The sequence below is a fragment of the Bradyrhizobium sp. 2S1 genome (assembly GCF_011516625.5).
Lineage (GTDB): Bacteria > Pseudomonadota > Alphaproteobacteria > Rhizobiales > Xanthobacteraceae > Bradyrhizobium > Bradyrhizobium septentrionale.
Genome location: NZ_CP147717.1, coordinates 9,129,651 through 9,147,780, shown reverse-complemented (window position 1 = coordinate 9,147,780; position 18,130 = coordinate 9,129,651). Strand labels below are relative to the sequence as shown.

The window sequence follows — 18,130 nt, the reverse complement described above, 5'->3', positions numbered from 1 at the left end:
CAACGACAAAATCGTAAGGCCCCGCGTTCAGCATAACCCGGCAGGAATCCACTTAAATCCCGCGGGGCGCTGTCCAAACAACCGGCGCCAGCTCTTACCGTCGAGCCACAGCAAACGTTCCGGCCCCATCATTCCTTGGGGCGCCAATCATTCAGCGAGTTGCGACAATAAGCCTGAAATAAATAGCTCGCTATTCGCTCCAGACAGGCACACAGTAAATCCATCACCGCCCGAACCCGTGGCTTATATCGGTGATGAGAACGCTCGATTGAGCTGCTGCCGGTTTGATGGACACCCGCTTAAGCTAATCCCACCTTGCGCTCGAACTCAACCGGGCTGAGATAGCCGATGGTCGAGTGCCTGCGGGTCGTGTTGTAAAATCGTTCGATGTAGTCGAACACATCGGCGCGTGCCTCATCTCTGGTTTGATAAATCTTGTTGGCCGTACGCTCGGTCTTGAGCGAGGAGAAGAAGCTCTCCATCGCCGCGTTGTCCCAGACGTTGCCGGAGCGGCTCATGCTGCAAACGATGCCGTGGTGGCCATCAGGCGCTGGAACTGCTCGCTGGTGTACTGGCTGCCCTGGTCGGAGTGATGCAACAGCGCATCCGGCTTGCCGCGCCGCCAGACGGCCATCAACAATGCGTCCGTCACGAGCTGTGCCGTCATGGAGGCACTCATCGACCAGCCCACCACGCGGCGTGAGAACAGGTCGATCACCGCTGCGACATAGAGCCAGCCTTCGGCCGTCCAGAGATAGGTGAAGTCGGCGATCCACTTCTGGTTCGGCCGCTCGGCGGCGAACTGCCGGTCAAGGAGGTTCGCCGGTACGGTCTCGAGCTGTCGATCGCCGCTGTCCTTCGGTAAGCGCCGACGTCGCGGCCGCGCCCGCAAGCCTTGCAGGCGCATCAGCCGCTCAATCCGGTGCAGGCCGCAATCCGCCCCGTCGGCGAGCAGGTCACGCCACACCCGGCGTGCGCCATAGGTGCGGTCGCTGGCGGCGAAGCTGGCCTTGACCTTGCCGCCGAGCTCCTCGTCGCTGCGGGATCTGGCGCTGGGAGAGCGGTTCAGCCAGGCATGGAAGCCCGACCGCGACACTCCCAGCGCATCGCATAGCCATGCCACCGGCCAGATCGTCCGGTGCTTCGCGACGAAGGCGAACTTCATGTCGCTTCCTTCGCGAAGTAGGCTGCGGCCTTTTTTAGGATATCCCGCTCGGCCTTCAGCTTGGCGACCTCACGGCGCAGCCGCTCGATCTCCTGCTGCTCCGGCTTCATCTGCCCGTGGCCGGGAAAGGCTTGCGCCGGGTCGGAGCCCAACTCCTTCACCCATTTGCGGAGAACATTCTCATGAACATCCAGGTCACGGCCAGCTTGCGCCACCGACACCCCACGTTCCCGCACCAGCTTGACCGCCTCGACCTTGAACTCGCGGCTGAACTTCCGTCTTTTCATCGCCACCTCCGGCTTCATGAAACACCTAATCTCGGTGTCCATCAAACCGGCAGCAGCTCAAGCGCCAGCGCCTAGTCCGCAAGGCTCGTCTGGCCGAAACCGGCTCACACTTGGGCGAATGGCAGCGGTCCCCGGGTTTGCGAGCGCCGACGTGATGGGTCGATACCCATCCCAGCCGCCATACAGAAGGAGAAAGACAGGCTCCTCAAGTAAAGAGGTCATCGCACTCGAAAAGTGCAATATCCGGGATTTTGTTCGTACCCTCTCGGGGCTAGGGAAACGCCGTCCGTATTTATTTCAAACGGGCGGCGTTACTTTGTCTGGGCCGCCTCAGTTGGAAACCTCTTTCTGCGACGCGAAGTTCGCTGGAACTTTTCTGTCTCCCGCGCTTTTTGATTCCGTTTTCGGGGCCGCAACGTCAGCTTGGAGAGAGGAGCCATGAAGCGACGACGCCGCGTTAAGCAGCTTGTCCCGCTTGAAGAACGTAAGCGCTCCTTTCTACGCACCTATGCAGTTGAGCGCGGGGATGGGATGAGGTGTCCACCATGAGCGAGGTGGACACGATCGATGATCACTCCAGAAGAACCTTTGAGACTTGAGACGGTCGGCGTGTTGCGCAATGGCCGGCGTCGCTATGATCCGGCCAGCAAACAGCGGCTGGTCGAGGCCTGTCTGCAGTCTGGCGTGTCGCTGGCGGGGCTTGCGCTGCAACACGGCGTGAACGCGAACCTGCTGCGCAAGTGGGTGGCCAAGCGACAACTTCAGAACGGGGATGGCCAGCCGGAGGCGCGGGCGCCGATTGCGCCAGCCTTTATTCCGGTTCGCGCGCCGTCGCCGTCGCCAACTCGATCTGCTGGCGCGATTGCGGTTTGCGCGACGGAGCGATCCTGTGCAGGGCGGCTGACGGCATCGATGCCCAACGGCGTGACGCTTTCGCTGGAAGGCGGCGACGCGCAGTTGCTGTCGGCGGTGATTGAAGCGCTGGGGCGTTGCGATGTTCCGACTGGCGTCTGATCTTCGGGTCTACCTTCACCGCGAACCGATTGACTTCCGGGCGGGCATCAACAGCCTGGCGATCGTGGTCGAGCAGTCGATGGGGCTGGATCCGTTCCAGCGCGCGGTGTTCGCGTTCTGCAATCGTCGCCGCGACCGGATCAAGCTGCTGATTTATGATCGGTCAGGATTTTGGATGCTGCTGAAGCGGCTGGAGGCCGACAGATTCCACTGGCCCCGAAGTCAGGAGGCGGTGCTGACGCTGACGACGGAGGAGCTGCACTGGCTGCTTGACGGCATCAACATCGCGGCGGTGCGTCGTCATCCGGTGCGGCAATATCAGAGCGTGGGCTGAGCGTGTTCGATGCGGGCGGCGTCATCGGGCTTCGGCATGGCCGTTCTCAGATGACGCGGCCGAAGACATGACGAAGACATGGGAGCCCGGTTGACGCGGCGGCATGACTTCGATTCAAGACTCCGATGAGTCGCAAGCCCACGACGCACGAACTGGAAGCCTTGATCGCGGCGCACGCGGCCGAGATCGCGGCGCTGAAGGCCGAAAACGAGAAACTCGCACAACGCGTGCTGCATCTAGAGGAGCAGTTGCGCCTGGAGCGCCTGCACCGGTATGCGCCGAAGAGCGAAAAGCTCAAGGAGCGCATCTTCAACGAAGCCGAGCAGGCCGCCGCTGAAAGCCGGGACGACGACGATGTCGAGGCGGTCGCCGTGCCGGACACGGGATTGCCGGAGGCTCCAAAGCCGGCGCCGAAGGCACGCGGCCGCAAGCCGCTGCCTGACGATCTGCCGCGCCAACGCGTCGAACACGATCTGGGTGAGGATCAAAAGGACTGTCCGTGCTGCCATAATCGGATGCATCGGATGGGCGAGACCGTCACCGAGCAGTTGCACGTCGAGGTCAAGGCGTCGGTGCTGCAACATGTGCGGTTCAAATATGCCTGCCGTCACTGCGAGCGCACCGCGCTGAACACCCCGATTGTGACCGCGCCGATGCCGGCGCAGCCGCTGCCGGGTAGCGTCGCCACGCCATCGACGCTGGCGCTGGTGCTCGCCAACAAATACGTCGACGGCACGCCGCTGTACCGTGTGGCGGACGCGCTGGGGCGCGCCGACGTCAGCATCAGCCGCGGGACGCTGGGCAACTGGGTGATCCGGGCGAGCGAGTTGCATCTGCATCGGGTCTATGACGCGCTACAGCAAAAGCTCATGTCGCAGCCCCTGGTCCACGGCGACGAAACCTGGGTCCAGGTTCTTAAAGAGGACGGCCGTGATGCGCAGGCCAAATCCTTCATGTGGGCCTATCGCAGCGGCCAGGACTGCGCGCAGCCGGTCGTGCTGTTCGATTACCAGCCCGGTCGCGGCCAGCAACATCCTCAGGCCTTCCTGGCCGGCTATCGCGGCTTGTTGATGAGCGACGGCTATGACGCCTGGCGCACGCTGACAGGCGCGACCCATCTCGGCTGTATGGCGCATGCGCGCAGGAAATTTACCGATGCGCTCAAGGCCAGGACAAAGCCTGGCGGTCCGCCATTGCAGGCGCTCAAGTTCTTCGAGGCGTTGTACGAGGTCGAGAGGGTGGCGCGCCAGACGCCGCCCGACGGCGAAACGCGCGCCGCATACACCTTGCGGCTGCGCCAGCAGCATAGCCTGCCGGTATTGGCCGCCTTCCGGACCTGGCTCGACGACCAGGCGCCGAAGGTGCTACCCGAAAGCTTGACCGGCAAGGCGATCGCCTATGCACGCAACCAATGGGATTATCTGACCCGTTACACCAGTGACGGTCTCGCCCCGATCGATAACAATGTTCTGGAGCGCGACATCAGGCCGTTTTGCACCGGACGAAAAAGTTGGCTGTTCAGCGACACCGTTGCCGGCGCCAAGGCAAGCGCCGTGATCTACAGTTTGGTGCTGACATGCCGGGCATGCGGCGTCGATCCCTATGCATGGCTACGTCACGCGCTCACCGAATTGCCCCAACGCGCGCCAGACGCCGATATCGAAGATCTGTTGCCGTTCAATTGCACCGCTCAAAAAAACCTGCCAGCTGACAACGACAGCGGCTGACCGTCAAACGCTCAGGATCAATCAAGCCGTTCCGATGATCCCGCTGGGCCCCGGCGCCACGCGACGCCGCGGCCAGCCGCGCGCGCAGCCTGTGCAGTAAAATGCGCGCTTACTGAAGAACGCCTTGCCCAAGAAGCCCAAGTGTTACGCCAACGGGCTAGAGAACTTCCCCCATGTAGAGAGCGAGAGGCCTTGCTGAGGAAGGCGCGGCACGACGAGACTGCCGCTCATTTGACCGAGTGGCTGATGTCCCCCGGTCCACGAGCGCCCATCTAAGGAGGGCGCCGATGCACACGAACCACCACCCAATTGACGGCATCGAGGCTGCCTTTGTCTGCGCAGCGGCGGTGTCTTTCGTGGCCCTGATCGCAAGCGTTGCGTGGCTCTTTCTCGGATGAAGCGCCCGCAATGAGGTGAGCGGAGTTAGGAAGCGCCACTTCGAAAACGTTCCATGCCCGTTCTGGATTCTGCCATTCGCTCCAGGAACAAGTGTTCACTTTGTAACTTAAGGATTCGCCTCGCTGGAGGGCAAGTCCATGAGCGCAATGCGCAGAAAATCCAAGAGATCGAACTGCAGCCGGTCAAAGCCTGTCGGTGCGGCAAGCCACAGGATTTGGTCCGGACCATGCTGAACGTTCGCACCGGGAAACACGTTCGCATGTTTGAGAGCAGGACGTGCGGCGAACGAACCTGGGACGAGTGAGGGCTGGTTCAGTTCAATGTGCGACAAATGCGATCGACGCGGAGATACAGCACGTGAGGCGCGCAAGGACCACTGCGATCCGGATTCAAGACGCGCGCGCAGCCGAAGCGGCCCTCGATTTGATTGGGGAGATGGAGGCTCGAAAGAAGGAGCTCTATCCGACGCAGGAATAAGGCCGCCTCATTTGTCCTCCGGAATCTTGCCCTTGCCGTCGCAGGTCTTGCATTTGACCGGATAGATTTTGTGGCCCGGGTGAACAGGCTGCTCAACCGGCGGGAAGCCCGTTCCTTTGCAGGCCGGGCAGATACGCTCTTTGACCTTCGGTTGCATTTGAAGCCTCTCCGGCCGCCTCAGTTGGCGGCCTTTCAATGGTGGGCTGCCACAAGCGCACTCAGGGCGGCCGCCAAGACCCAGACCATCAGCGATAAAGAGTAGAAGGACGGACGATCCACCTTCGCTACTCATCTTGGGAGAATCGAAAGGGGCCGCTCCACGCGCGGCCCCTTGCCGGTTTAGTCTGAAAATTTGTTTGGGATGAAAAGCTAGCCCCGGCAACAGTTAGATTAAAGTTTTCAACAGGCTTTTAGGATTCCGGGGAAATACGGTGTTTCGCCATCTGAACCCGGAAATCCGACATGAGAGTTTGTCGATAGCGTCGTGGAAGGCCGGGGAGCCCCATCGGCTGGAAGCCCGGTGATGACCGGCCAGCCGGATTGATTGGCGGTCCTGGTGGACCGCCAAAGGCCGCACGGGCGATCTCGTCCACCCCAATGGATAAGAGCGGAATGTCGGCCAAACCAATGGTGCCGGCTGAGGGGATTGAACCCCCGACCTTCAGTTTACAAAACTGCTGCTCTACCGCTGAGCTAAGCCGGCGAAATGGGAATGATTTGCGCGCTCGCATAGCAGACTTGGTGCGCCAGGGCCAGAACCTGAAGAACCGATTGTCCAGAACCTGAAGGCCAGAACCGATCCCTTCGCTTCGAGCGGAGGGGCACGGAAAAGGCGGCCCGCAGGCCGCCTTTTGCGCCGTCAGCGGCTTGCGTGAGCTACTGGCAGGGATGCCGGAGGCCGTCGCTGCCGCGGAACCAGGTGCCGGGGGTGCAGACGAAGCCGTTCTGCCGGGCATATTCCTCGCCGCCGATCGGGGTGCGGGCGTATTCCGGACCGCCAAACGGGGCGGTGGCGATCGCAGCCGCCGTGCCGACCGCGCCGCCGACCACACCGGCCGCGACGTCGGCAGGCCCGGGGTCATACCGATTGTAGCTGCCCTGCCAGTCGCGATCTCGCCGATAGGTGCGGTCGCGAGTGGTGGTGGCGGTGGTGCCAGGCGCCATCCTCTCGCATCGGGCGTCCGGCCAGGCATTCGAGCAGCGGGCGGTGGTGCCGATGGTCTGTTGCGCCATCGCGGGGCTCGCCACGACCGATGCGAGCAGGGCTGCTGCGCCAAGGAAGCGTCCAAGGATCTTCAGTTGTGTCATGCGATATCTCCTCTTGTCGTCGTGAGGGGCTAATCTCGCTGCACGGCGCCTGTTCCGGCGCAGCCTTGCCCTGCGTTCAAACCAGTGTGAAGTTCCGCAATGCTCGCGCATGATGCGTTCCGGATCACGCAGCCTTTGACGAGCACTGCATGCACACACGCGACGTCGATTATGCTGGCGGCGACGCCTCTCTGCGTGGCTATCTCGCCTTCAACGACGCCGAGCTTGTGCTGACCGGGGCCGACGATCCGCTGACGCCGCCCGATCAGGTGGTGGCCTTCGAGAACGAGATGCGTGCCGGCAAGGTTGCCGACTGGCAGGTGATCAGCTACGGCAACACGCTGCACGGCTTCACCAACCCGACCGCCGACGGCTCGATCATGAAATCGGCACTCTACGATGCGCGGGCCGACCGCCGCTCCTGGGCGGCGATGCAAGGCCTGTTTGACGAAGTGCTTGTTTGACCAGGTGCTGGCCTGACAAGATCAGCGATGTGGTGTTTGATCTGCAGTGACGGCGCGGGCGCGGGGGATCGATGTTCGGAATCTTGAGTCTTGGCTTTCTGCTCGGCATGCAGCACGCGCTGGAGCCCGATCACATCGCAGCCGTTTCGAGCATCGCGGCACGCCGGACCCATGTCGGCGACATCGTCAAGCACGGCCTGACCTGGGGCCTCGGCCACGCGTTGACATTGTTCATCTTTGCCGGTGCCGCGATCCTGCTCGGGCGGGCGATCCCCGAGACGGTCGCGCAGCCGATCGAGACCGCGGTCGGCGTCATGCTGGTCGGCCTCGGCGCGCATCTGTGGTGGCGGCTGTGGCGCGACCGCGTGCACTTCCACACCCATTCGCATGGCGACGGCACTGCGCATTTCCACGCCCACAGCCACGCCGGCGAAATCTTGCCGCATGCCCGCGCCGCACACAGCCACGCGCACGGTTTCCGCTGGCGCACGCTCCTGGTCGGCCTGATGCACGGCATGGCGGGCTCCGCGGCGCTCCTGGTACTGACGGTGTCGCAGGCCCCAAACCCGGTGATCGGGCTTGGCTATGTCGCGCTGTTCGGCGTCGGCTCGATGATCGGCATGGGCGTGCTGTCGAGCGTGATCGCGGTGCCGCTCGCGGCCTCGGCGCGCTGGCTGACCTGGGCCAATCGCGGGCTGCAAATCGCGGTCGGCGCGGTCACGATCGCGATCGGGATCCATTCGATCGTCGAGAATGCGTTCACCTGATCCGCCAGCGGCCGTTAACGATTTCTGATCCCGCATCGCCGCATTGAGCGGATGCCGATGCTTACGCGTTAGGCTTACCGGAAGTTTGGCCCGCGTCCTTAACCCTTCCGCCAAGGGCTTGGATTAGGCTGCGGATCGAACAATTCGGGACGCTGGGTGACATGCGCGTAAGTCTTGCGCTGGCGATATTGGCTGCGATGACCTCGACGGCGCTGGCCGGGGGCGGCTTCGACATTGTCGTGCCCGTGCGCCCGGGCGTGCCCATCATCATCAACGGTGTCGACGCCTCCTACGCGGTGATCGAAAGCGCGATGGGCCTTGCCCGCAACGACTCGATGGTGCCGACCGTCTATGGCGGCCGCCCGATCGATCCGGTGCCGAATGTCGGCCACTATTATCCGAGCCTCGGCCGCATGCCGGGTTACGGCCGCCTCGAGATCGAGCCGCCGGCCAACCGGGCCTGCCGCAGCCGGCCGCGAGCTATCATGAATCATGGTCGGCGCATTCCGCGCCGCTGCCGGCGCAATCCAATGTGCCGGTCGATCCGCCGCCGGTGATCTACGCGCCGCAGTTCAACGGGCCGCAGCGGCTTCCGGGACCGGTGCCGCGGCCACTGCGACCAAGAGGCCCCTAAATCGGGAGCCCCTCAAGCAGGGGGCCCATCATAGCCATCAAGAGCGACGCGACGACAACGAGACCCACAGGAGAGAGTAATGCGTCAAATGATCAAAGGACTGATTGCGGCCGTGGCCGTCATGGTGACCGCGCCCGCAATGGCGTGCGGCTTCAACCCTTGCGGCTATTCCGCGCCAGTCGTGAATTACGGCTGCGGCGGTTGCGGCGGCTATGGCTATGGCGGTTACGGCGCGGTCGAACGTCTGCCCGACCCGGATGCCGCCTATCCCAGCGCGGCGCAGCAGTACTATTACGTCAACCAGGGCCCGACCTACACCGGTCCGGGCAATTGGGCGCCGCGTCCGTATTATCGCGAGGGCTATGGTCGCCCGTACGGCTATGGCTATCGCCACTACGGCTACCGGCACTACGGCTACCGTCATCACTACCGGTCGTCGCACTATGGCTATCACTACGGCCACCGCGTGCTGCGCCGCTACTACTGATCCGACGATCTGTCGAAGACATCAGCGCCCGTTCGCGTCTCGCGAGCGGGCGTTGCTATTACATCAGCCCGAGCCGGCTGGCGCCGATATAGAGCGCGAGCACGGCGGCGTTCGAGACGTTGAGGCTCTTGATCTCGCCGGGCATGTCGAGGCGGGCGACGACGCGGCAGGTCTCGCGCGTCAATTGCCGCAAGCCCTTGCCTTCGGCGCCGAGCACCAGCGCGAGCGGCGCCTGCAGCTGAACCTTGCCGAGATCCTCCGAGCCCTCGCTGTCGAGGCCGACGGTCTGGAAGCCGCGCTCGTTCAATTCGTTCAGCGCGCGCGCCAGATTCTGCACGGTGACAACAGGCACCAGCTCGAGCGCGCCGGAGGCGGATTTCGCCAGCACGCCCGTCGCCTCCGGGCTGTGGCGGGCGGTGGTGACGATCGCCTTGACCGCGAATGCCGCGGCCGAGCGCAGGATAGCGCCGACATTGTGCGGGTCGGTGATCTGGTCGAGCACCAGCACGATGCCCTCCAGCGCCAGCGTGTCGATATCGGGCGAGGGCAGGGGATCGGCCTCAGCCAGCAGACCCTGATGCACGGCATCCGGGGTGAGGCGCCGGTCGATGTCGCCGGGACGGACGATCTCCGGGGTGACGCGGGTCGCGATGTTTTCCTCGGCGAGCCGTCTTGCCGCGTTCTCGGTGAGGTAAAGCTTGCGGATCTGGCGGTCCGGGTTGGCCAAGGCCGCCGCCACCGTGTGCCAGCCATACAGAATCACCGGCCCGTCGGAACCGGATTCTCGGTCCCGCCAGGCCGGCGGACGGGCGAATTTTGGCCCTTTTTGGAAGGGTTTACCGCCCTTGCCTCGGAAATTGGGTTTGCGGTCGCGATCACTCATGTGAGGCTTGTGTCACGGCTCCCGAATATTGGCAATTTACACAGCGTTTTCGAGCGAAGTGGGGACCGGTTCGCGTGAAGAAAACGCGTCAAAAACAAGAATCTAGCCCCCGCATTTGCCGATTTGGAACAGAGATCTCGCCAGCCCGCAAAAGTATGCCAAATAGGCGGCCGGCTTGGTTGACTTTGGGGACCGCCTTCGCCCATAAACGCGCCCGACCGCGCACCCGCTTCGGGTCGGCCGGTTATCAGCGTCATTTCGATGACCCGGTCCGCCGCCACTCGCGCGGCCGGTTCTGATGCTGTTGGACGGGGGAGTGTCCCGAGTGGCAAAGGGAGCTGACTGTAAATCAGCCGCCTCATGGCTTCGCAGGTTCGAGTCCTGCCTCCCCCACCAGCCTTCGCTCGCTTCGCGAGCTACGGCTGGGCAAGCCAGCAAAACTCCATCGTAGCGAAGTGAGCGAAGGCTGCCACGCCGAAGCCCAAAGGGCGAAGGCGGGCTGTATCCGCGAAGCTGTGGCGTTGTCCGATGTGGGCAGCAGACGAGCCCGACCAATCGCGCTCAGACGTCATCGTCTGCCAGGAAAGGGGATTATCTCTGGGGGCCGGACAGATTTACCTCGCGTTCAGCCCGGAAGACGTTGCTGTGAAGGTTGGCGATCCATTGGCGACCGCTGGACGTCACATTAAGATAGCGGATCGCAAGCTGGATCTGTGGTGCGACATTGGTCCAGTAAAACTGCGGGAATTTATAGACGATATCGGCGGGTGTCGCGTAGCCGAGCTTCTTGTTCAGCCCGATTTCCTCGAACTCGTGGAAAAGCGCATTTGACTTTCGCATGTAATGGGGGTCGCCGAGTTGGCCGATCAGATCGGCGGCGCGCAACAGTAACCCTTCCTCCTCGTTGAGATCGTCCGTGTCGATGTTTGGTGTCGTCGCATAGGGGAAGCGGGTGTACTCGATTGCCCGGGCAATTCGGGCCGCATCGACTTCCTCCACGGCATCGAACCGCTCAATCACAAACAGCTTTGAGCGGTCGACATGGTAGGGCGCAAGCGCGGCGTCGGACGATCCAACCGGTAACTGGACGGTGCGGCCGCTGAGGTCCGCGACATACGCGTCATCCTCGTCGCCCTCGACGATGCCGCGGACGTATCCGATGTCGTGGGCAAGGCAGGCCAGAATGAAGTTCGCGTAGTCGTCGGCCGTGGTGGTTCGCTGCAGCGCCCTTCCGGCCAAGATATCGTTCCCGACCAGGGTCACCAGCATGGTGTGTTCGATATCGTGATAGAGTGCATCGCTGTTACCGATGCACTCCAGTGTCAGCCTGGCGGCAAAGGGCAGCAGCTTGGTCAAATCGGAATGTGAGGAGCGGAATCGGCCTTCAGTTTCCTTGGCAAGAAATGAGCCAAGGGCTTGCGCGGTCAGTTGAGGAATCGTGATCATCTTGGCATCCTCTCCAGCCTAGCCCGTCCTATTCGTGAGAGTGCTTTTTTTAGTCCGATTGATGTGGCCGCACATCTGCTCTGACGAGGCGCGCGGGATTGCCTTCGGCTTTTCACCGCCTGACGACCCGTACTTTGCAACGCGCTTGAGGGATGGGTTGGGCGAACGGGGGGCGGACGCCCCGCCGGTCAAGGACCGAGCGGCAGCAGCGCGCCTGGCAAGCCGCGGATCAGGTCGGCTTCGGGACATGCCGCGGCAAACGCAAGGCGAATGCGGCTCGTGGTCTCGACCACACGGGCAGCGAGTTTCAAGAGACGAAGACGCAGCGTCGCGAACTCGGCTGTGGCCAATTCCCGGGCTTTGGGAATCGCGTCGCGCACGGTCAGCATCAGCCAATAAGCGGCGGTGTGGAGAACGAGGCGGACTTGATTGGCGAGCGCCGAACGGCAGCTGGTGCGATCGGAGGCGAGCTGTGTCTTATGCAGCTTGATCAGATTCTCGGCTTGGCCGCGCGCGCAATACAGGCTGTCGTAGATCCACTCGGCCGAGCCGACATCGAGGCTGGTGACGACGAAACGGATGTCGAGGCCGAGCATCGTCGCCTCAATACGGGCGACGGTACGCCGTTCGCGATCCCAGGACTTGGCCTTGTGGCGCGTCTCGGTATAGCCACGCAGAACCGGCAGGTTCTCGATGGCGCGTCGCGTGCGGATGTCGTCGGCGGCCTCGTCGAGTTTTCTGGCGAGCGGCTTGGTGCCGGACAGACCGAAGATGTAGTCGATGCCGTTGGTCTCGCACCACGCCATTGCCTCCGGCCGGGCATAGTGCCCGTCGCCACGGAACGTAATTCGCGTGTTGTGCCACCGCGTCCGGATATGCCGTATCAGGCGGCGCAGATGGGCACGCACCTCGACGCCGCCCGGCGTCTTGCCGGGCCGCAACACGACCGCCACGGGCCGGCTCTTCTCCGTGTCGTAGACGTGGATCGGCAGGAAGCAGCGTTCGTCATAATGAGCGTTGAACAGCGAGAGCTGCTGATGGCCGTGGACGACATCGCAGGTATCATCGATGTCGAGCGTGACGGATGCCGGCTCGCGCGGGTAGCTATCCATCCATGCGTCGACCAAAGTGTAGGTCAGTCGGATCACGTCGCGCAGGCGCGGAGCATTCTCCAGCCGCGACAGCGTCGGTTGGGAACACAGATCGCGACCCGTGTCCGGCAGCCGTCCGCAGGCCAGCTTGAATGCGGGATCGGACCGCAGATGATCGAGGTCGTCGGCGTCCTCGTAGCCGCAGCAGATCGCGAACATGCGCGCGCGGAACATATCGACAAGGCTGTGCACGACCCGCGTCGGATCGCGCCGATCCGGGAACACCCGGGCCAAATTGTCGGCCAAGCCGAGACGCCGCTCGGCCATCGCCAGAAGCATCACGCCCCCGTTCGAGGTCAGCCGACCGCCATCGAAGGCAGCTGTGACTTTCTTGGCGTGAACGGCTGGAAACGAGAAGGGCAGAATCGTATCATCGGTCATGGCGGGCCTGGCGTTCGCGGTTGAGGTGATGGGGTTGGCTTTGCAACCGAATCCTACGCCGCATCAGCGCTTTACACCACGCTCGCCAGCCTCTCAGGCGCACTCTGACGAATAAGACGGGCTAGCTGTGTCTGCGTCACGACCGATGGCGCCGGGCTCTGACCATAGCTCCAGCCGGCGGAAACCTGCGCCACAGCTCGCACACGTTACATCCGTTTTCAGCACGTTCATCCTCGCCCTGAGGCGATCCTGCCCTTTACATGAACACGGCCAAAGCGAAGGAGGTTGGAGAAATCACGGCCAGAACGTCACTATCCCCGAAGCCGTCCCGATCGCCGCATGTCGCCGCCAAAGTGCAAATCGTGCCAAAGGAACATTGCTTGCGGTTCCGAGAGCCGGGAAACACCTGACGTTCGAAAGCGCCACGGCGGGGCGAGTTTCATTCCGACGCGATCGCATTCCGTTGATCTGTCAATCTCGCGGCGCCTACGAGTCGCAGCTTCGTCGTTCGCCAAATCGTTCGTTAGAGAAAGGGCGCGCCATGCTTCGTTGGATCCTCGCCGCTTCGGCAGTTCTGCTTCTCGTTGCTGTCTGCGTGTTTCCCGATGATGCCTATGCCCGTCGTGGAGGAGGCGGCGGATTCCGCGGCGGCGGAGGTGGCTTTCACGGTGGCGGGATGCGTGGCGGTGGCATGCATATAGCTGGCGGAAGGGTTCATGGTGGAGGATATCGCGTTGCCGGCCGCCCGCGGCCATCACACCCGATCGCCGGCCGTCCGGGCTATCCGGGCCGGCCGATTGCAGGTCGCCCCGGCCGCCCGGTCGCCGGTTATCCCGGATATGGCAGAGGTTACTATCGCCCTGGCTGGGGTTACGGTGCTGCCGCCGTCGGCGCCGCGACCGCTGCCGGCGCATACTATGGCAGCTACGGCTATTACGGAAACCAAGGCTGCTATTACGATCAGTCCGGTCAAATGGTCTGCCCGCAGTCCCAGTATCAATACTGATCCGGTTGAGCGGTGGTGGATAGTTCAGCCGTCGCTCCGCTACGCTTCGTTGATCAGAACCGGTCGCACTTCAGCACGACCGCGTTTGGATTTGTTGCACGCAAAAGATCGCCGCGATCGCCGTCGTGGCGAGCTCCTCTGTTTGAGTCTTTAAGGAGAGGATCGATGGAGTACGGCGCGTTCACCGACGCGAGCCTCAAGATGATGTACGAGGCTGTTCGCGGCGCGCTCGAAGCCGACGATGAGTTCGAGGCTATTGGTGAAGATCCAAAATTCCGGGTCCGGTCGACGGCCGAATGGAAGCTGCATGCGAGCAATCTTGAGACCGAGATGCTGAGGCGAGGGCTCCGGATCGATCTCATCGATTGGACGAACGGCCAGGGCGAGCTCCCGCTTTAAGGTCTTCAAGATCGGCGAGAACGCAGACCCGAATTCCGCCACCCGGGGGTCCGCGCAGCGAACGCATCTGGAAAAGCTTGATCCAGATCAACGGCTCTCCGGGTTCTTGGCTTTCAAACCAGACCGGGTAGGACCCGCAGATTGGAGGAAGAGCCATGCCGACAAATTCGAAGACGATCACGCTAGCGACGTCCATCTTCGCGTGTGCCATGCTGCTGTCTTTTGACTGGTCGGAGCAGAGCGGTGTCTCGATCTCTGTCCAGAGCGCGCAAGCGCGCGTCGGTCGCCCTTTGACGCCGGTGAGCGTCGCGGGTGTCGCCCGTCGCCAGACACGAAGGGCAGTGGTCGGAACCGCTGCTGTGGGAGCAGCGGCTGCGGCCGGCGCTTATGGCTATTATAACTATCCTTCCAGCGGTCAGGGTTTTGTCTGCACACCCGGCACGTATTTTCGGGGTGAGGATGGCCGCCAACACCTCTGCCAGTAAGCCGAGGAGGTATCGAGGCTAGCGGGACGTAAGCCGTTGCCGATCACTCGATGGCAGAGGAGAGGCGTAACGTGGCACTCAGATCGTTGTCCGAATGCCGGAGGAAAGGGGAGCTCACTCCAGCCCCGGCAACACCGCTGCCAGCCACATTGAACGACGATTGGATCGCTTCGGAGGACCAATGGCCGACACCCCAAAGCTCTCGGTCGAGAAAGCGCTCGAAAAGTTACGCAATAGCGATAAGCCAAAGTCGAAGGACGAACGCCACGAGGAGAAAATGAGTGCGCTCGACGAAGAAATAAAGCGCATGAGAGCGCAGAGGCTGCGCCTGGATCGGCCCAAACGTAACCGCGACTAGGCGTTCCGTTGTTGCTCAAATCGGACCGCGCGATCCAGGTGGCGCTATGCAGCGTCATGGCGAAAATCGCATGGATGAGCACGCCGTTACGCCGGTCATAGCCCGAGGTGGACTGACCTGAAGTCGCGCGGCATTTCCTGAACGGCTCGACGCGTGTCCATGTTTCCGATTCCGTGCCATTTGACCTAGATCAACCCGCGGCCGATCCGGTTGTGCGCTTCTTGTCAGGGACATCAATGAGAAGCAGCTCAGGAGTTTGTCATGACTAGAATTACAGCTGCCGCAGCGATTGCACTTTTGCTCACAACGTCGTCTCTCACCTGCGCAGCGGAGACATCTCCGACTGCCGGAGCAGCACAACCCAGCGCCGCCGACTTGAAAGCCTTGACGGATATGCGCGTCGGCATCGTCAAGGCCGCCCTGCAATTGACGCCCGACCAAGAGAAATACTGGCCGGCCATCGAGGATGCCATCCGCGCGCGAGCGAAGAATCGGCAAGCCCGATTGGAGCGGATAGCCGAATTGCACGAGAAAGGCTCGATTCTCGGTGACGGCAGTCCGGTTGAACTCATGCAGCGACGGGCGGATCGGCTCATTCAACGCGGGACTGATCTCAAGAAGCTCGCGGATGCCTGGGAGCCGCTCTACAAGACGTTGAGCGATGATCAGAAGAGGAGAATGGCCTTCGTATCGTTCGCCGTCATGCGCGGGATGCGAGATGCGATCGAGCATGACGACGAACCCGAGGACGAGGACGATTAGAGCCAGGCCGAGAGGCGGGCCTGCATGGCCGGCTTTGCCGAAGCTCGGCCGTCGTGGACGATCGCGCCATCTGGAGCGTTATTTCGGAAGGCATTCCACGTTGTAAGCAATGATGATCTGTGCCGGGTCGGCTTTGCCAACACTTTTCAGGTCTTCCAGGCCGCTCCTTAGCTTCGCGCCCGCCTCTTTGAGGCTGCCTTCAAGTGTGGCCTTGGCCGCCCTGCATCGCTCCTCGCTTGTGAATTCCTGGAACACCACGGTCGGGAGCAGCCTCCAGTCGGCCTTGTCGATCGTAGCGGCCGGGCTGACCGAATAGGAGAACACGTACATCAGCACCCACATCAGCGTGCTCCTTTTGCGATGCGAGGATCGCCCGATGCTTGCGCATTATCGCAGGGATTGAGCCGTCACCTACGTGATGTCGTGGCGAAGGTCCCGGGTCCGCCATGATCTAGTACCTACTGTTCTTAAAGCGTGAGTCGTGATTCAAGGTCGGGATGATACCCGAAGCAAGAGAAGTCCACCTTTCGAGGAAAGATCGCAAGGTGCTTGAGGCGTGTTGCCGCTCCCCGGTGACGTTGCAGCGCGATTTGAAGCGGGCGCGGATAGTTCTGTTGGCGGCGGATGGACGCAGCACTCGGTCGATCGCCAAGGAAGTTGGGGTCCAGCCGCGGATTGTCAGCCTTTGGCGGCATCGCTATGCCGACCAAGGCCTTGAAGGGCTGCAAGACAAGCCGCGACCGGGCAAGCAGCCAATCTATACGAAGGCCACCGACAAGCGGATTCTGAAGCTGCTGGACAAGCCGCCGCCGGACGGGTTCGCACGCTGGACCGGGCCCCTGCTGGCCGGGGCGCTGGGCGATGTTGACGTCCAATATGTCTGGCGGTTCCTGCGCAGCCACAAGATTGACCTCGCGGCTCGTAAGTCCTGGTGTGAGAGCAACGACCCGAACTTTACGGCCAAAGCCGCCGATGTTGTCGGCCTCTATGTCGCCCCGCCCGCGAAGGCCATTGTGCTGTGCGTGGACGAGAAGCCCTCGATCCAGGCTTTGGAGCGAGCGCAGGGTTATCTGAAGTTGCCCAATGGCCGCGCCTTGACCGGCCAGAGCCACGATTACAAGCGGCATGGCACCACAACATTGTTTGCGGCGCTCGAAGTCGCCACCGGAAAGATCATCGCGGCGCATTCAAAACGCCGACGCCGCGTCGAGTTTCTCGACTTCATGAACAGCGTCACCGCGGCTTTTCCGAACCGGAAGCTTCACGTCATCCTCGACAACCTCAACACCCACAAGAAGAACGAGCATTGGCTCAAGGCCCACCCCAACGTGCAATTTCATTTCACGCCGACAAGTGCGTCTTGGCTCAATCAGGTCGAGGTATGGTTTTCGATCTTGCAGGGGCAGTCGCTCAGCGGCACCTCCTTCACAAGCCTCACGCAGCTTCAGGAGCACATCGATGCCTACGTCAACGCATACAACGACAGAGCCGAGCCCTTCGTCTGGACCAAGAAAAAGGTCCGTCAACGCCGTTTCAAAGGCCGCCGTATCACTCAGCTCTGATTCTGGGTGCTAGATCAAGGGTGCAAGCGTGCACGCTTCCTATCGACCGAGTTTTCTTGCTTTGGATCAATTGCAGAGATCCGGACCGCGGTGCGCGGAGCGATAGATTGATCTATCTCAAGACCGTATCTGGAACGAAGGCTCAGCTTTCGTTCGGAAGGCAGCGATGCGTCATGCAGATAATCGGGAGGTGAAGCATGTACCGGCATATTCTCATTCCGACAGATGGGTCGGAACTGGCGGAGCATGGAGTCGCGCAGGGGGTAGCGCTCGCGAAATCCCTCGGAGCCAAGGTATCGGTGATCTTTGTCCTGGAGCCCCTTTCAGAGCTGGGGGCACGGTACCGTGAGGTGCTCGCCGGATATGCTGCGATACGCAAGGAACAGGCCACCAGCGCGCTGGATGGCGCGGCTCGTGAGGCCCGGGAGGCCGGTGTGTCCTGCGAGACGATCCAAGCGGAGAGCGGGCAACCGCATCAGGCCATCATCGCAGCGGCCAAGGACAAAGGCTGCGACCTTATTGTCATGTCATCGCACGGACGTAGCGGACTCTCCGCAGTTCTGATCGGCAGCGTGACAAACAAGGTGCTGACGCAGGCGAAGACCCCCGTGCTGGTTTGTCAGTGAACGCGCAG

The 18,130-nt window shown here is 62.2% G+C and carries 18 protein-coding genes, 2 tRNA genes and 2 pseudogenes; 13 read left to right on the top strand and 9 right to left on the bottom strand.

The window, feature by feature from the left end:
- Window positions 1-299: 299 nt before the first annotated feature.
- Window positions 300-1,452: pseudogene (locus HAP54_RS43750) on the bottom strand (IS3 family transposase).
- Between the two features lie 567 nt (window positions 1,453-2,019).
- Here HAP54_RS43750 and tnpA point away from each other — a divergent pair.
- The 3 genes from tnpA to tnpC all read left to right on the top strand — a co-directional run bounded on the left by tnpA (window position 2,020) and on the right by tnpC (window position 4,527).
- Window positions 2,020-2,466 carry an IS66-like element accessory protein TnpA gene (gene tnpA, locus HAP54_RS43745; protein WP_166205731.1) on the top strand — a complete coding sequence of 149 codons (447 nt, stop codon included), beginning with the start codon at window positions 2,020-2,022 and terminating at the stop codon, window positions 2,464-2,466.
- Window positions 2,447-2,800, top strand: coding sequence for an IS66 family insertion sequence element accessory protein TnpB (gene tnpB, locus HAP54_RS43740; protein WP_166205730.1), 354 nt, complete (start codon window positions 2,447-2,449; stop codon window positions 2,798-2,800). The genes tnpA and tnpB overlap by 20 nt, the downstream gene beginning before the upstream one ends.
- Before the next feature lie 125 nt (window positions 2,801-2,925).
- Window positions 2,926-4,527, top strand: a complete 1,602-nt coding sequence (tnpC, locus tag HAP54_RS43735) for an IS66 family transposase (protein ID WP_166205729.1) — start codon at window positions 2,926-2,928, stop codon at window positions 4,525-4,527.
- A gap of 883 nt (window positions 4,528-5,410) precedes the next feature.
- On the opposite strand, the gene HAP54_RS43730 is transcribed toward tnpC, so the two are convergent.
- From HAP54_RS43730 to HAP54_RS43720, 3 genes are all read right to left on the bottom strand, one after another.
- Window positions 5,411-5,560, bottom strand: coding sequence for a hypothetical protein (locus HAP54_RS43730; protein ID WP_166297581.1), 150 nt, complete (start codon window positions 5,558-5,560; stop codon window positions 5,411-5,413).
- Between the two features lie 471 nt (window positions 5,561-6,031).
- Window positions 6,032-6,106 (bottom strand) — tRNA-Thr (locus HAP54_RS43725).
- Window positions 6,107-6,279: 173 nt separating this feature from the next.
- Window positions 6,280-6,711: a hypothetical protein gene (locus HAP54_RS43720; protein ID WP_166297579.1), complete on the bottom strand. Its 432-nt coding sequence runs from the start codon at window positions 6,709-6,711 to the stop codon at window positions 6,280-6,282.
- 149 nt (window positions 6,712-6,860) lie between these two features.
- Between HAP54_RS43720 and HAP54_RS43715 the strand changes: the two genes are divergently transcribed.
- From HAP54_RS43715 to HAP54_RS43700, 4 genes and pseudogenes are all read left to right on the top strand, one after another.
- Entirely contained in the window at window positions 6,861-7,175 is a 315-nt protein-coding gene (locus tag HAP54_RS43715; RefSeq protein WP_166297577.1) for a dienelactone hydrolase family protein, read from the top strand.
- A gap of 71 nt (window positions 7,176-7,246) precedes the next feature.
- Window positions 7,247-7,942 (top strand): urease accessory protein, encoded by a 696-nt coding sequence (locus HAP54_RS43710; RefSeq protein WP_166297575.1) that lies wholly within the window; start codon window positions 7,247-7,249, stop codon window positions 7,940-7,942.
- A gap of 161 nt (window positions 7,943-8,103) precedes the next feature.
- A pseudogene (locus tag HAP54_RS43705) lies at window positions 8,104-8,576 on the top strand (hypothetical protein).
- Window positions 8,577-8,655: 79 nt separating this feature from the next.
- Window positions 8,656-9,063, top strand: coding sequence for a hypothetical protein (locus HAP54_RS43700; protein WP_175619311.1), 408 nt, complete (start codon window positions 8,656-8,658; stop codon window positions 9,061-9,063).
- 58 nt (window positions 9,064-9,121) lie between these two features.
- Here the strand turns inward: HAP54_RS43700 and rlmB are convergent, their stop codons facing one another.
- Window positions 9,122-9,946, bottom strand: coding sequence for a 23S rRNA (guanosine(2251)-2'-O)-methyltransferase RlmB (gene rlmB / locus HAP54_RS43695; protein WP_166297572.1), 825 nt, complete (start codon window positions 9,944-9,946; stop codon window positions 9,122-9,124).
- Window positions 9,947-10,256: 310 nt separating this feature from the next.
- On the opposite strand from rlmB, the gene HAP54_RS43690 reads away from it, so the two are divergent.
- A tRNA-Tyr gene (locus HAP54_RS43690) sits at window positions 10,257-10,342 on the top strand.
- Window positions 10,343-10,537: 195 nt separating this feature from the next.
- On the opposite strand, the gene HAP54_RS43685 is transcribed toward HAP54_RS43690, so the two are convergent.
- From HAP54_RS43685 to HAP54_RS52680, 3 genes are all read right to left on the bottom strand, one after another.
- Window positions 10,538-11,392: a hypothetical protein gene (locus HAP54_RS43685; protein ID WP_029080180.1), complete on the bottom strand. Its 855-nt coding sequence runs from the start codon at window positions 11,390-11,392 to the stop codon at window positions 10,538-10,540.
- Between the two features lie 188 nt (window positions 11,393-11,580).
- On the bottom strand, window positions 11,581-12,924 hold the full coding sequence (locus tag HAP54_RS43680; RefSeq protein WP_166204320.1) for an IS1380-like element ISBdi2 family transposase: 1,344 nt from the start codon (window positions 12,922-12,924) through the stop codon (window positions 11,581-11,583).
- A 523-nt stretch (window positions 12,925-13,447) separates the two neighbouring features.
- A complete protein-coding gene (locus tag HAP54_RS52680; RefSeq protein ID WP_166297570.1) occupies window positions 13,448-13,642 on the bottom strand; it encodes a hypothetical protein in 195 nt (64 codons plus the stop codon).
- A 453-nt stretch (window positions 13,643-14,095) separates the two neighbouring features.
- Between HAP54_RS52680 and HAP54_RS43670 the strand changes: the two genes are divergently transcribed.
- From HAP54_RS43670 to HAP54_RS43655, 3 genes are all read left to right on the top strand, one after another.
- Window positions 14,096-14,329 carry a hypothetical protein gene (locus HAP54_RS43670; RefSeq protein WP_029080182.1) on the top strand — a complete coding sequence of 78 codons (234 nt, stop codon included), beginning with the start codon at window positions 14,096-14,098 and terminating at the stop codon, window positions 14,327-14,329.
- A gap of 666 nt (window positions 14,330-14,995) precedes the next feature.
- Window positions 14,996-15,172, top strand: coding sequence for a hypothetical protein (locus HAP54_RS43660; RefSeq protein ID WP_165124350.1), 177 nt, complete (start codon window positions 14,996-14,998; stop codon window positions 15,170-15,172).
- 261 nt (window positions 15,173-15,433) lie between these two features.
- A complete protein-coding gene (locus HAP54_RS43655) occupies window positions 15,434-15,934 on the top strand; it encodes a Spy/CpxP family protein refolding chaperone (protein ID WP_224741529.1) in 501 nt (166 codons plus the stop codon).
- Window positions 15,935-16,012: 78 nt separating this feature from the next.
- Here HAP54_RS43655 and HAP54_RS43650 read toward each other — a convergent pair whose 3' ends face one another.
- Complete coding sequence (locus tag HAP54_RS43650; RefSeq protein WP_166297569.1) at window positions 16,013-16,276, bottom strand: hypothetical protein; 264 nt, start codon at window positions 16,274-16,276, stop codon at window positions 16,013-16,015.
- 155 nt (window positions 16,277-16,431) lie between these two features.
- Between HAP54_RS43650 and HAP54_RS43645 the strand changes: the two genes are divergently transcribed.
- Both HAP54_RS43645 and HAP54_RS43640 read left to right on the top strand, forming a co-directional pair.
- Window positions 16,432-17,496, top strand: coding sequence for an IS630 family transposase (locus HAP54_RS43645; protein ID WP_166204319.1), 1,065 nt, complete (start codon window positions 16,432-16,434; stop codon window positions 17,494-17,496).
- Window positions 17,497-17,693: 197 nt separating this feature from the next.
- A complete protein-coding gene (locus tag HAP54_RS43640) occupies window positions 17,694-18,122 on the top strand; it encodes a universal stress protein (RefSeq protein WP_166297568.1) in 429 nt (142 codons plus the stop codon).
- Window positions 18,123-18,130 lie beyond the last annotated feature (8 nt).

Excerpts from the sequence above, each read along its gene's own strand:
- HAP54_RS43715 (WP_166297577.1), top strand. The coding sequence starts at position 6,861 with ATGCACACACGCGACGTCGATTATGCTGGCGGCGACGCCTCTCTGCGT.
- HAP54_RS43650 (WP_166297569.1), bottom strand. The coding sequence starts at position 16,276 with ATGTGGGTGCTGATGTACGTGTTCTCCTATTCGGTCAGCCCGGCCGCT.
- HAP54_RS52680 (WP_166297570.1), bottom strand. The coding sequence starts at position 13,642 with ATGAACCCTTCCGCCAGCTATATGCATGCCACCGCCACGCATCCCGCC.
- HAP54_RS43685 (WP_029080180.1), bottom strand. The coding sequence starts at position 11,392 with ATGATCACGATTCCTCAACTGACCGCGCAAGCCCTTGGCTCATTTCTT.
- HAP54_RS43720 (WP_166297579.1), bottom strand. The coding sequence starts at position 6,711 with ATGACACAACTGAAGATCCTTGGACGCTTCCTTGGCGCAGCAGCCCTG.
- HAP54_RS43645 (WP_166204319.1), top strand. The coding sequence starts at position 16,432 with ATGATACCCGAAGCAAGAGAAGTCCACCTTTCGAGGAAAGATCGCAAG.
- rlmB (WP_166297572.1), bottom strand. The coding sequence starts at position 9,946 with ATGAGTGATCGCGACCGCAAACCCAATTTCCGAGGCAAGGGCGGTAAA.
- tnpA (WP_166205731.1), top strand. The coding sequence starts at position 2,020 with ATGATCACTCCAGAAGAACCTTTGAGACTTGAGACGGTCGGCGTGTTG.
- HAP54_RS43680 (WP_166204320.1), bottom strand. The coding sequence starts at position 12,924 with ATGACCGATGATACGATTCTGCCCTTCTCGTTTCCAGCCGTTCACGCC.
- tnpB (WP_166205730.1), top strand. The coding sequence starts at position 2,447 with ATGTTCCGACTGGCGTCTGATCTTCGGGTCTACCTTCACCGCGAACCG.
- HAP54_RS43700 (WP_175619311.1), top strand. The coding sequence starts at position 8,656 with ATGCGTCAAATGATCAAAGGACTGATTGCGGCCGTGGCCGTCATGGTG.
- HAP54_RS43670 (WP_029080182.1), top strand. The coding sequence starts at position 14,096 with ATGGAGTACGGCGCGTTCACCGACGCGAGCCTCAAGATGATGTACGAG.
- tnpC (WP_166205729.1), top strand. The coding sequence starts at position 2,926 with ATGAGTCGCAAGCCCACGACGCACGAACTGGAAGCCTTGATCGCGGCG.
- HAP54_RS43640 (WP_166297568.1), top strand. The coding sequence starts at position 17,694 with ATGTACCGGCATATTCTCATTCCGACAGATGGGTCGGAACTGGCGGAG.
- HAP54_RS43660 (WP_165124350.1), top strand. The coding sequence starts at position 14,996 with ATGGCCGACACCCCAAAGCTCTCGGTCGAGAAAGCGCTCGAAAAGTTA.
- HAP54_RS43730 (WP_166297581.1), bottom strand. The coding sequence starts at position 5,560 with ATGCAACCGAAGGTCAAAGAGCGTATCTGCCCGGCCTGCAAAGGAACG.
- HAP54_RS43710 (WP_166297575.1), top strand. The coding sequence starts at position 7,247 with ATGTTCGGAATCTTGAGTCTTGGCTTTCTGCTCGGCATGCAGCACGCG.
- HAP54_RS43655 (WP_224741529.1), top strand. The coding sequence starts at position 15,434 with ATGACTAGAATTACAGCTGCCGCAGCGATTGCACTTTTGCTCACAACG.